Raw genomic sequence first — 13130 nt, forward strand, 5'->3', positions numbered from 1 at the left:
GATTTATGTAATTTAAACCTCTTGATTGAACTTATGATAAAAGATCCTCTATTTCCAAGATTCCCTAACAATTATTTTGTTTTATCTCCATAATCAGAACTTTCAATAGTCAACACAGCCCTTTTGAACGCTTTGTCTGTATAAAATCCCTAAACGAAATGAAAATTCGCTTTGCTGGTTCCTGATCGATAAGCTTGGGGGTCTGACAGCGTTTTAAGAATTTGACTCAGCCCTCTGTGTCTCTATTCTAACCAACTTGACTTGAAATGCAGCTTAGTCCCTTTTTTCAACAAGTAATGATAACTTTAATCATCCAAACTGATGCGCTATGGCTTACAGGCCTTGAGTTATTCTTTTTGTACGTCAAAAATACTTTTTCACATATCTATTTCAAGAAAGGCCATTTTCGGTTTTTATCTTTGAAATAATGGTTGAATATCACTTGAATTAGATGTTCTTTTCAAGTGAAAACATAAGTTCACCAAAAAGGGACAAACTGTATTTGAAAAAAGAAAGGAGATGTGAGACATGACAAAAAAATTCAATAAAGGCAGCCGTAATCAAAATTCACCGCAATTACACGGGCAAGCTCCTGTTAGTGGGGACAACAGTAAAGGAAATAAAAGAAATAAAGATCAAAGTTCCAAAACAGAGTAATTAAAAGAAACAAACCGGCCATATTCAGACCGGTTTGTTTCTTTTGTTGCCAAAAAGCCCAATTCATTATCGGCGTTATCCGAACTGTAAATAGCGTCCTGAAAAACGGCCTTCAGAAAAGAGGTCATTCGTTTTTTCATTATCATATCGGAAGTGAAATTATTAATCATGTTAAGTTATCTATTTGATTCTTTTGGTATTGGAACCTTGTGCCCTTCCGTTGTCGTCTCCAAATTATTGACACCTTGATGAGTATAATGAATGTTTTTTGTCAAAAGGCTTACCACCACCAAGACTACGATATTAACAAATAGGGCAATAATCCCTACATTCAGGTCTTTAATTGCCTGAGGAAGATAAGGAAATAGTTGACTGATTTTTATGTTCCCCAGTTCCATAATAGAGACTAGAACTCCTCCTGTTATTATCCCGGCAAATGCTCCATGTTTGGTTACAAAATTCTTTCTCATCAAACTTGCGAAAAAGGCAGGAGCAAGTTGTGTAATGAAATTATAAGCGATTAAGGCGAGACTAAAGAGGGAATTTCCACCTTTAAAGGTCAAGTAAATCCCTACGAGAGAAATTAGGGGAACCAAGTATTTTACCAATTTTGCAATCTGATTTTCCGTTGCTGATGGAGTGAATACGCTATATATATTTTTTGCAAGCAATGTTGATATTGACATCAACAGCATGGAACTTGGCACTAAAGCTGCTAACACGCCAGTTCCACCAATTAAGCCCACAAACCATGGATCAAAATCCTGTTTAGAAAGCTGCAGCAAGATTTGATCGGCTTCGCCGCCTTTTAATCCAGGCATCTGTAAGATCGCTGCAAATCCAACAAAAAAGGCAAACAATAAAATCAATTGGTATAGTGGCATTAGGATTGCGTTTTTCCGTAAAGCTTTTTCGCTAGAGGCAGCATATATGGGAGAAAAGCCGTGCGGCCACATATAAAATCCAATAGAGCTTAATATAACCGTGGATATATACCACGAAACGCTCATTCCCTGATCTGGAAGTATGGTATAGTTCGGCTTTGCATTTTCAATTGCCTCATACATAGGTTGAAGACCGCCATAATAATGAAGAGGGAAATAAACTCCTAAAAATACGACAATGCCAAGAATCAGAATATCCTTCAAAATAGCTGTCCTGGCAGAGCCATGAATACCGGAAACCATTACAAAAATGGTCACACCAATTGCTCCGACCCAAATGGCAGCTGTAGAAGAAATAGCCCCATAGGATGTTGCTGAAACGATATATCCTAACCCCTTCAATTGCAGCACTAAGTAGCAAGTACAAGCTACAACACCAATAACCGCAACAAGCACACCAAGATAAGGACTTTGATATTTTTTTACAAAAAAGTCAGATTGGGAAACTAATTGGTGTTTCTTTGCATACCTCCAGATAGCAGGAAATGTCCAATAGGAGATGACTGTAGCCAGGCAGCCATATGATACGATACTAAAGATGGAACCCCCTTCCCCATAAGCAGATCCACTTGCACCCAAAAAGGTAAAGGTAGTATACATTTCACCAGCGGACAAGAGGAAAATCAATAGGGCTCCCATCCCGCGTCCTCCAACCGACCATTGTTCCAAGTTCATTTCTTTCCCTTTTTTAGCCTGAATACCGATCAAAACAGAAATGACGAAAAAAAACAGGATAAAAAAAACGGCAATATTCATCTTGAATCTCCCTTCTGATTAGCAGGATCCAGTAGATAGATAATCCCCATAATACCTGTGGTCAGCAAAGACCAGAGTACAATCCAAAAGTGAAAAAATGGCATTCCCAGAACATAGGGAGTCACTTTATTTGTAAACAAAGCGCCTACTATAAAGCCAAGAAAAGGGATAACTCCGAGCCAATATATTTTTTTCATCCTCTTAACCCCCTAGTATGTTAGATTTAACATTTTCAAAGTCCCATGAACAAATAACTTCACCCCATTTTGTAAAGCCTGTTCATCGAAAGTGAATTTTGGATGATGGTGAGGATAAATAATCCCTTTTTCTTCATTACGGGCTCCTATCACTATATAAGATCCCGGAACCACTTTTTGAAAAGCAGAGAAGTCTTCACTTCCCATAATTGGTTTTAAAATCTCTCGACTTTCTTCACCAAATGCTTCACAGATCGATTCGTCCATCAATCTGGTAACTTCTTCATCATTAATGGTAGGAGCATAACCAAACAGATAATCGAATTCATAAGTGGCTCCATGCGCTTCGGTAATTCCTTTTACTATGCGCTCGATAAAATTCGGGATCTCTTCACGTAGTTCTGGATTGAAGCTTCGAACCGATCCACCAATGCTTACACTACTTGGAATGACATTAATCGCACTTCCCGCATGGAATTGGGTCACTGAAATCACAAGGGCTTCCTGGGCATCCCGATACCTCGAAACAATATGCTGGAGATTCGATACAACCTGTGTTCCAATTGCTATGGGGTCGACGGTAAGTTCAGGCTGTGAGGCGTGCCCCCCTTTCCCCACAACGGTAATGTTAAAAGTATCAGCTCCAGCCATCACCGGACCGTAGCCCAAACCAATTTTCCCTAAAGGAAGAGTCGACAAGAGATGGGATCCAATGATCATATCCACTCCATCTAGCACACCGGCTTTCACCATTTCTTGAGCTCCACCGGGCGGCAGTTCCTCAGCATGTTGAAATAAAAAGCGCACCTCCCCTTTAACTTGATCCTTTAACTGTGCAAGAATTTTTGCTGTGCCAAGCAGCATCGCCGTATGCCCATCATGTCCGCAAGCATGCATAACTCCTGAATTCTGTGACACAAAGTCAAAATCATTCTCTTCTTCAATTGGAAGCGCATCCATATCTGCCCGCAATGCAATAACCTTCCCAGGCTGCTGACCGATCAAACGAGCCATAACACTCGTCTTTGTCGGACGTGAAATTTCCAATTCACCAAAAGTTTGCAGCTTTTCATAAACAAATTGTGCTGTTTTTTCCTCCTGAAAAGAAAGCTCCGGATACTTATGTAAATATCTTCTCCAAGCAACCACTTCATCTTTAACAGCCTCGATTAAATCATGAATCATTATCGTTTGAGACATCCACTACAACCCCTTTTTCATTCAATTTACATAACAGCCCTTAATTTAGGATAGTTTAAGGAAAAAATTCCTTAAATAGAGTATAATCTGCCTCGGTTTTTATTTCAATATTTTTCGAAAATTCCAAACTATTTTCAAACTTTAACTATTTCCCATGTTTTACAATAAAATGAAACACAGCATTAAGCAGAAATAAAAAGGCACCCCAATTATGGGTGCCTTTTATAATAATCGATAAATTTTACTCGGCCTTCCACGAGTGGCGTTAGCCTCTTCCCCAATGCATTGTGCCAAATCAACTTCGCACATATCTGCAACAATTCGCCGTACATTGCGCTCTGTCATTTCAAGATGTGTCGCTAAATCCTTTGTAGTAAAATCAATCCAGCCCATTCTTTGAACGAGAGCCGATATTTTCTTATACGTTTTAACACTGATATTTCCGTTTTTCAACTTTTCTATAAGGAGTTTATCGTGGGAACGGGTATCATATTGCAGTTCTTTCTTTTTGCCTGGTGATTCGATAATTTTTCCATCATCTTGAATAATCACAATTTCACGCTTTTTCATCTCCTTCGAATGTTGAATAGCACGAAAAGCATTGATTTCCGCTGAATAGGCAGTCTCGCCGAAGCCAATTCCGACGGTAACGGGTGTATCTGCTTCAAAGGCCAATTTTTGAATGGTATCTTCGAGAGTGATGATTTCTCGTTCAATTGCGCCGCGAGAACTAAAGATCATGTACCTTCCATTCCCTTTCTCTGAAAAGGAGCCATTTATTTTTTCTCCAAGTTGAATCAACATTTCTTTTAACCGAAGCTCCAAGTACTGTAAATGATAAGGAGTTTTCATTTCCTCTGCCACTTTGTTAAAGTATTCGACTTCAATGATTTCAACTCCGATTTGTGTATCCTTAAAGTAGGATGTCTTTACTTTTTCAGAAAGAATTCGAAGCGTTTGCCGCACTTCCATCTTACTAATCGACATACGGTAGGCTGGAATTCCCTTTTCCCTTAAAGCTTCACACACTGATGGAAAACAAGAAAAAGCTCCTTCTGTCTTTCCCTTATTCCATAAGTTTAAGTGAAAATGCAACAATTCATCCGTATCAACATCCAATTCATCAAACACTTTCGTATAAATCTTTTGGGTTTTTATATTCAACTGGGACAAAGCTTCTTCGCTAATATTATTTGAGGACATAGTATCAATACTTAGTTGCTCGATGATTTTCCCTTGATCGTAAATCATTTCTAATAAGGACTTATAAAAACCTGATTCCGTGGCTGGAACATGGACCATTATTTTATCTGTACCTAGTGTCTTTTTGGCGATTTCATAGGGAAGTGGACCAGAAAAAAGCCATGCATGCACGTTAGAATCATGTTCCTTTACAATATTCTCTACCTCTTCTGTCTTCGCATAGGGCAAAGAGATGAATTCCAACTCATGTTTATATTCTTCTGCCAAGAGTAAAATTTGTTCTATAGAAGTTTTTAGACCGACCAGTCCGATTTTATACATCCAGTAATCGACTTCCTTTTATAATCTGTAATAGATTCATTGTTCTTTGTAGAATAATCTAGTTTAATCTAAGTCATGATATCGTAATCTTAATTCTTCTGCTGTCTAACTATTGCTTAATTTGCATTGAGTCATGATTATCAGTTGTTTAGTTACTCTTATCGTATCAGTTGCAAAAAGAAAAGAGTCATAGCAATGGTATATATAGTTGTATTCATACCCACGCCAAACTTTTCTCTTTTGAATCATTTTATCATGTAACACTTTTATTCGTGAACATCTGCTCTTAGGAATTATTATACTATCCTGCCCATTAAAAAAGCTGCCTCAATGACAGCTTCGCATTTCTATAAAGAATCCTTACGAACAGGACCCGATCCAGCATACATTTCACTGGTCATAGGCAAATCCGCAGGAGCAACGATTTTTCCCAAATAACAGGTGATAAGATGCGGGAAATTCCTGATTGACTCGTTGAACTTCATTCGCAAATTCCTTACTATCCTTTGGTACTCGTGAAAGTGCATCCGCTTTTTCCTGCGAATCAATATTAGCTCCAGGTGGTACAAACCTATCAGGTGGTATCCGAACTCCATTTGTCACTACTGCATTATAAGAAATAAATGCTCCTCTTCCTACAATTGCTGTATAAACAATGGAATTAAAACCAACAAATACTTTGTCTGCAATATAACAAGGACCATGGACAAGGGCACCATGAGCAATGGTCACTTCATTTCCAATGAATATCGAATACCTTTTTCCCCCAACTGAAATCCTTTTATTTAATAAACCATGTAAAATCACTCCGTCCTGTATATTTGAATTGGAACTTATATAAAAGGGAGTTCCTTCATCCGCACGTATACTTACATTAGGAGCTACATAGACATTGTTACTAATGGTTACATCACCTATGACACTGGAAAACTGACTTACAAATGCCGTTTTATCAATTTTAGGAAAACGTTGGACAGGATTAAATGAAGTAATGGGATTGGGACTTATAAATGGTTCAAAACAGTGAGAATGGTTATTAGAAGAGGAGTTTGTTCCTTTTTTTTCACCCAAGTAATCACCTCCTTCACAATCTATCGGGTTTAAGTATTTTATGCAGGAAGATTTGGTGAAGAATGGGCTATCATACAGGTATCTATCCCTTTCCATGAAGCAGAACTTGACCTCAGAGGAGGGAATTTTTCAGTTTTCCCCCTCAAATATAGAATTTGTGCAGTTTATGAATCAGCCGTGGAAGATCACGAAATTTCTTAGCCACCCGGGGATCTAAAACGTGAAATCAAGAAATTTATGACATACTGCAAGCATACTGATATCAATGGAATTAAAAAGAATGACCCCTGTTCAAATCAGAGATCATCTCCTAAAAACTGCCTCGACTTTTTTTACTCTGCCCGTTACAACAAGTCCCGCTTTTTATACCATAATTAGCATAAAAATCCATTCCCTAGGACGGGTGCCGTGACCGCTTGAAATTAACGGTTTAACAGCATATTTATAGAAGCCTCATCCACATAGAGCAAGAATAACCTTCAAAATTTTCATCGCAACTTTAATTTCATTTATGTGTATACCAAGAACGTCGGGGTGTTACTTCTTTAACATATAAATTTTACGAGGTCTTCCCCGTGGTGATTGAAGTTCTTCCCCTTTGTACTCCACTAAACCGCTATCACTCAAACTACTCATAATTCTCTGGGCATTTCGAACGGTCATGGATAAATGAGAAGCTAAGTCTGAGGAAGTGAAGCCGTCCCAGCCCATACGATCAACCAATGCTTCTATCTTTTTATACGTTTTTACACTAATGTTAGCCTGATTCAATTTATCTAGCAGTTCTTTATCATTAGAACGGAAGGTATATGCCAATTGTTCTTCTTGACCTACGGATTCAATCATTACACCATCTTCTTGGATAACGACAATTCCGGAACTGTCTTGCTTCTTCGAATGACGGATCGCCTTGCGGGCATTGATTTCTGCAGATGCAGCCGTCTCACCAAAACCGATACCAACTGCAACTGGGACATCCATTTCAAGGGCCAGTTGTTGAACAGTACTTTGCAAGCTGCCAATTTCCCGTTCAATTGCCTTTCGTGAACTAAATATTTGATAGCGGCCGTTTCCATTTTCGATGAGGGATCCATCTAATTTTTCGCAAAATGCAAGTAATGTTTGTTTAATCTTAAGCTCCACATGCTGCAGATGGTAACGAATATTAACCTCGTCAACAAATTGGTCGAACTGATCAATTTCAATGATTTCTACACCAATTTGGCTATCCTTGAAATAAGTACTTTTTGCTTTTTCAATCAAAATCTTGACCGCTTGCCGAATTTCCATCTTTGTCATATTTATTTTGTAGACAGCAACATTTTCTTTCTTCAAGGCCTCATATACAGATTGTAAAACGGTTAGGACAGCATGTATCTCCCCTTCCCTCCACAATTGAAGATGAAATTGAACAATTTCTTGATAATCATATTGTTCATCAAATGTTTTTACATAAATATGTTCGGTGGAAATCCCCAGCTCTTGTAGCGACTCATGCAAAAAAAAGTCTTCCAGTCGAATCATATCGATGGATAACTTATCGAAAAAATGTTTTTGATCTGCAGACATTTGTAATAAACATCTATATAAACTAGATCCTACAGGAGGACAATATGTAAAATTGGCCTCTGAATCCAACATTCCTTTTGCTATTCTATAAGGAACTGGTCCAGAGAAAAACCAACCATTCACTGTACTTTCGTGATTTTTTATAATGTTCGTTACCTCACGTGCATCTTCATATGGAAAATCAATAAAATCTATTTCATGTTCAAATTCATTAGTAACATCCCGAATTTTCTTTATAGATGAAAGTGGACCTACAACTCCAATTTTATACAAGTTTATTTCACCCCTACATCATACTAATAGTTTTATTATATCAAAATAACCAACCCTAACAGGGAATAAAAAAATAAGCTCCAACTATAAAAGCATGTAAAGCACCTTTTGATAAATAAATGGTGCTACTTAATATGGTTTCTTATCTATCGTGAGTTCAAGAGTGGCAGGAGTTATTGAATCAAAGGTTTCGAATCCCATTGTTCATTTCACAAGAATTACCAGAAAATATTTTCCCTTTTTTCTGAAAATTTTATTGAAATAGATTATTCTTAATTATATAATACATTTAACGAAAATAGCGTTAAATATTCGTTAAATAAAAAGTATATTGAAAGGAACTAATGAAGTTCATAAAGGATGAAAGACGGTAATTTGAGTTTAAGGCATGTTTAGAGAAAAAGTTTATAAATGGAATGGTGCAAAACGCACAAACTACAAATGGAAGAAGGTTTAGGAGGAGAATGTAATGGAACAAAAAGTTATGAAAGATACAACTAATCTTCAAAATCATAAAACGGGTGGTTTTTTCAATCGAGTAGAGCGAATAGGAAACAAGATCCCCCACCCCTTTATCTTATTTATTTATATGATTGCCTTTTTATTTGTTGTAACCGCTCTCTTATCAGTCTTCCATGTTTCGGCATCGGACCCCATAAGTGGAGAGAAAGTGGAAGTTCAAAACCTCTTAAGCCGTGAAGGCATCCAATGGATTTTGCCGAATATGATTAAAAACTTTTCCGGCTTTTTACCACTGGGATCGATTTTAGCTCTTATGCTAGGAGTAGGATTAGCTGAAAAAGTTGGATTGTTGGAAGTTTTGATTCGGAAAATGTCGTTAAAAGTCTCAGGGAAATACGCTAGTTATTTAGTTGTATTTGTTGCCTTCTTTAGTCATGTTTCTTCTGATGCTGCGCTTGTTATTATGCCTCCCCTTGGTGCTTTGATTTTCCTTGCTGTGGGACGTCACCCTGTTGCTGGGTTGCTCGCTGCCATCGCTGGGGTTGGTTCGGGTTTCACTGCCAACTTATTAATCGTCACAACAGATGTCTTGCTTTCAGGAATTAGTTCGGAAGTGGCGAAAGGCATGAATGCAAATTTGACGGTTAATGTTACGGATAACTGGTTCTTCATGGCGACCTCCGTTCTCGTACTCACGGTAGTCATCTCCTTGATTACAGATAAATTTGTCGAGCCGCGCCTAGGTAAGTATGAAGGTGGCGGTCAGCATAAAAAACTGGAGCAATTAACGAAGCAACAAAACAAAGCACTCCTGGCTACAGGTATTTCAGCATTGATTTTTATAGCTGTTATGGCCGTTCTAGTCGTTCCAGAAGGAGCTCTATTGCGAAATCCAGAAACTGGAGCCATTCTCCCCTCTCCATTCATGTCTGGAATTGTCGCAATCATCTTACTCTTCTTTTTTACAGTTTCTATTACTTATGGAGTTAAGGTGGGAGCAATCAAGAAACAAAATGACATTCCGGAATTATTGGTGGACCCAATTAAAGGAATGGCTGGATTCATCATTATGGTTTTCCCGCTTTCCCAGTTTGTCGCTTGCTTTAACTGGAGTAATATGGGTAAATTTTTGGCTTTATCCATCACAGATCTCTTGGAACAACTAAACATAGAAGGTGCACCTGTCCTAATTGGGCTAATGTTCTTATCTGGACTTCTTTCCATGTTCATTGCTAGCGGATCTGCAATATGGTCTATATTGGCACCCGTTTTTGTCCCGATGTTCATGGTATTAGGCTATCATCCTGCCTTCGCCCAAATGTTGTTCAGGGTAGCAGATTCATCTGTACTGCCATTGGCACCTGTATCTCCATTTGTCCCACTATTCTTAAGTTTCTTACAAGAGTATCGAAAAGATGCAAAACTAGGAACCTATTATTCTCTTATTTTGCCGTATCCGATTATCATCTTCATCATTTGGACGCTATTGGTAGTCGTTTGGTATTTCCTTGGCCTCCCAATTGGTCCCGGAGTATATCCGAAATTACCATAATTTAAAAATTCTCAAGCGCCTCACATGCCCCTTATCCGACTTGAGGGGCTGGGCTGCTTGGTCTGAACACCAAATCGTATTATATGAATGATCATCAAATGAATTAGGAGTGAAACGAATTGGATATTATTTCTTTAAGACGTGATCTTCATCAACATCCAGAAGTTGGCTTTACGGAATTTCGTACTGCTTCAAAGGTAGTAGAAGCACTAACTTCTCTGAAATATAACGTGATATTTGGAAAAGATGCTTTAGATGGTGATTCTCGCCGTGGAGTCCCCCCTATAGAAGTATTGGAGGAAACATTTAATAGAGCATTACAAGATGGCGCCAACCCAAAGATCCTCCAAGAAATGGAAGGTGGATATACTGCTGTCATTGGTATTTTAAAAGGAAAAACTGATGGTCCAACCGTAGCTTTCCGCTTTGATATGGATGCATTGCCTGTTACGGAAAGTACTGATTCCGACCACTTCCCGCAAATGAACGGTTTTCGTTCCAAATATGAAGGGAATATGCATGCCTGTGCACACGATGGCCATACAGCAATTGGCTTGGGACTTGCTGAAAAATTAGCAGATGGGAATTTTTCAGGAACGGTAAAGCTTATTTTTCAACCTGCTGAAGAGGGAGTACGCGGTGCCTATTCAATTGTTCAAAAAGGGATATTGGATGATGTGGATTATTTATATTGTCTGCACCTTGGCACAGATGTCCCCCTAGGAGAATTTCATGGTGGTTCTTCCGGCTTTTTAGCAAGTACGAAAATGGCTGCCCATTTTCATGGGGTATCTTCTCATGCAGGTGCTTCTCCGGAAAAAGGGAAAAATGCTTTGTTAGGAGCAGCCACCGCATTATTAAATATACATGCCATTCCAAGATTCAGTTCAGGTTCTACCCGCATAAATGTAGGTATTCTTAACGGAGGAACAGCCGCTAATATTATTCCAGCGCATGCAAAGATGGTCATTGAAACCCGTTCTGTATCCGAAGAAACAAATGCTGAAGTGGAGCAACGTGTTCGAAATATCGTGGCTCATAGTGCAGGTATGCATGAGCTCGAACATGAAATTGAAATCATAGGTCAAGCCATTACGATTCGTTGTGATCAAGAACTTGTCGAACTGGCAATGAAAGAAGCCAGGAATGTAGATGGTTTTTCAACAATCAAAGCATACAGGGAATCCGGTTCTGCTGGTAGCGAAGATGCAAGTTTTATGATTCGAAGGGTACAGGATAATGGCGGGAAAGGGACATATATGATTATTGGGACTGATATTCCTGCACCACATCACCACCCTAAATTTGATATTCAAGAAGAAGTTTTACCAAGGAGTGCAGAACTTTTGAATCTAATCGCAAGACGCCTATTAAAATAATTCTTCAGAATATATATAGGAAGGAAAGAGTGTAAAATGACACATGTAAATAGATTATCGGAAATCATTGAACAAAAAAAAGAAAAATTCATTGAAGTCAGTGACAGTATCTGGAATTTTGCAGAAACACGCTTTGAAGAATATCAATCTGCTGAATTGCTATGCAGCACGTTAGAAAACGAAGGATTTTCTGTTGAAAAAGGTGTTGGAAACATAGAAACGGCATTTATCGGTAGCTTTGGGAGCGGTAAACCAATTGTGGCAATCATGGGAGAATTTGATGCGCTGTCAGGTATGAGTCAAAAAAAAGCTACGGCTAAACAAGAGCCAATAGTACAAGGTGAAAATGGCCATGGATGTGGTCATAATTTACTTGGTACGGGATCCTTAGCTGCAGCTGTTGCAGTGAAGGATTATATGGAAGAGAATCATATAAATGGGACAGTTCGTTATTATGGATGTCCAGGAGAAGAAGGCGGATCAGGCAAAACCTTCATGGTCAGAGAAGGTTTGTTCGATGACGTTGATTTTGCTTTTTGTTGGCACCCATTGGATGTTAACGGCGTTATGTCGATGGATTCGCTTTCCAATTTCCAAGTGTATTATAAGTTTAAAGGCAAAAGCTCTCATGCAGCAGCATCACCACATTTAGGACGGAGCGCTTTAGATGCCGTAGAACTTATGAATGTTGGCGTGAACTATTTAAGAGAGCATATTATTCAAGAAGCAAGAGTCCATTATGCAATAACGAATTCAGGTGGATTATCGCCTAATGTTGTCCAGCAAGATGCAGAAGTTCTTTATTTATTACGAGCTCCGGAAGTTTCGCAAGTTCAAGATATTTACTTGAGAGTTTGTAATATTGCTAAAGGAGCTGCCCTTATGACAGGAACTGAAGTGGAAATCGTTTTCGATAAGGCCTGTTCCAATGTTATCCAAAACAATGTACTGGAATCCGTCATGTACAAGAATTTTGAAGAATTAGGCATTCCACAACACGATGATAAGGAAAAACAGCTTGCCAAAGAAGTCCGCGCCACCTTAACCGAACAAGAAAGGAACAGTACAGTCAATCCTTTTAAAGATAATCAAGATGATGCTTTGGCAAATTGGTTAGAACCCATTGAGGGCTACCAAGCGCCATTAACAGGGTCCTCGGATGTGGGGGATGTTAGTTGGATCGTTCCTACTGCCCAATGCACGACAGCTTGTTTTGTTCTTGGGTCACCTTTGCATAGCTGGCAGTGGGTTACACTGGGATCAACATCCATTGCCCATAAAGGAATGCTTCATGCTGGAAAGGTTATTGCGGCAACTGCAGTTGAAGTACTTCAAAATCCTGAATTAATTGAAAAGGCAAAAACGGAGCTAAAAGAACGATTAAAAGGGAAAAGCTATATCTCCCCTATTCCGCAAGATGTAAAGCCTTTAGTTAAAAGATAGACTAGATTGGTGAGTTGCTGTAATCGTCAATTGTCCGTAGCTATATGGTAATTTAGTTCATGGAAACTTATGATGTATAAAAAGGGCTCGGGAAACTTATCTT

General features: G+C 38.7%; 10 protein-coding genes. 4 read left to right on the forward strand and 6 right to left on the reverse strand.

Annotated features, from left to right (window positions below; genetic code table 11):
• Positions 1-528 precede the first annotated feature (528 nt).
• Positions 529-657 carry a hypothetical protein gene (locus BW986_RS30655; RefSeq protein ID WP_255256698.1) on the forward strand — a complete coding sequence of 43 codons (129 nt, stop codon included), beginning with the start codon at positions 529-531 and terminating at the stop codon, positions 655-657.
• A gap of 176 nt (positions 658-833) precedes the next feature.
• Here BW986_RS30655 and BW986_RS10795 read toward each other — a convergent pair whose 3' ends face one another.
• The 6 genes from BW986_RS10795 to BW986_RS10820 all read right to left on the reverse strand — a co-directional run bounded on the left by BW986_RS10795 (position 834) and on the right by BW986_RS10820 (position 8191).
• Positions 834-2357 (reverse strand): sodium:solute symporter family protein, encoded by a 1524-nt coding sequence (locus BW986_RS10795; RefSeq protein WP_076367725.1) that lies wholly within the window; start codon positions 2355-2357, stop codon positions 834-836.
• Positions 2354-2554: a DUF3311 domain-containing protein gene (locus BW986_RS10800; protein WP_076367727.1), complete on the reverse strand. Its 201-nt coding sequence runs from the start codon at positions 2552-2554 to the stop codon at positions 2354-2356. Before BW986_RS10800 ends, BW986_RS10795 begins: the two co-directional genes overlap by 4 nt.
• Positions 2555-2566: 12 nt before the next feature.
• Positions 2567-3754 (reverse strand): M20 family metallopeptidase, encoded by a 1188-nt coding sequence (locus BW986_RS10805; protein ID WP_076367729.1) that lies wholly within the window; start codon positions 3752-3754, stop codon positions 2567-2569.
• 222 nt (positions 3755-3976) lie between these two features.
• Positions 3977-5278: a helix-turn-helix domain-containing protein gene (locus BW986_RS10810; protein WP_076367731.1), complete on the reverse strand. Its 1302-nt coding sequence runs from the start codon at positions 5276-5278 to the stop codon at positions 3977-3979.
• Between the two features lie 390 nt (positions 5279-5668).
• Positions 5669-6349 carry an LbetaH domain-containing protein gene (locus BW986_RS10815; RefSeq protein WP_076367733.1) on the reverse strand — a complete coding sequence of 227 codons (681 nt, stop codon included), beginning with the start codon at positions 6347-6349 and terminating at the stop codon, positions 5669-5671.
• 537 nt (positions 6350-6886) lie between these two features.
• Positions 6887-8191 (reverse strand): helix-turn-helix domain-containing protein, encoded by a 1305-nt coding sequence (locus BW986_RS10820; RefSeq protein WP_076367735.1) that lies wholly within the window; start codon positions 8189-8191, stop codon positions 6887-6889.
• A 484-nt stretch (positions 8192-8675) separates the two neighbouring features.
• Here BW986_RS10820 and BW986_RS10825 point away from each other — a divergent pair, with 484 nt between their 5' ends.
• The 3 genes from BW986_RS10825 to BW986_RS10835 all read left to right on the forward strand — a co-directional run bounded on the left by BW986_RS10825 (position 8676) and on the right by BW986_RS10835 (position 13027).
• Entirely contained in the window at positions 8676-10205 is a 1530-nt protein-coding gene (locus BW986_RS10825; protein ID WP_076368026.1) for an AbgT family transporter, read from the forward strand.
• Between the two features lie 119 nt (positions 10206-10324).
• Positions 10325-11584, forward strand: a complete 1260-nt coding sequence (locus BW986_RS10830) for an amidohydrolase (protein WP_076367737.1) — start codon at positions 10325-10327, stop codon at positions 11582-11584.
• Positions 11585-11620: 36 nt separating this feature from the next.
• Entirely contained in the window at positions 11621-13027 is a 1407-nt protein-coding gene (locus tag BW986_RS10835) for a M20 family metallopeptidase (protein WP_076367739.1), read from the forward strand.
• Positions 13028-13130: the final 103 nt, after the last annotated feature.

It is taken from the genome of Peribacillus simplex (genome assembly GCF_900156045.1).
Classification (GTDB): Bacteria; Bacillota; Bacilli; order Bacillales; family DSM-1321; genus Peribacillus; species Peribacillus simplex_D.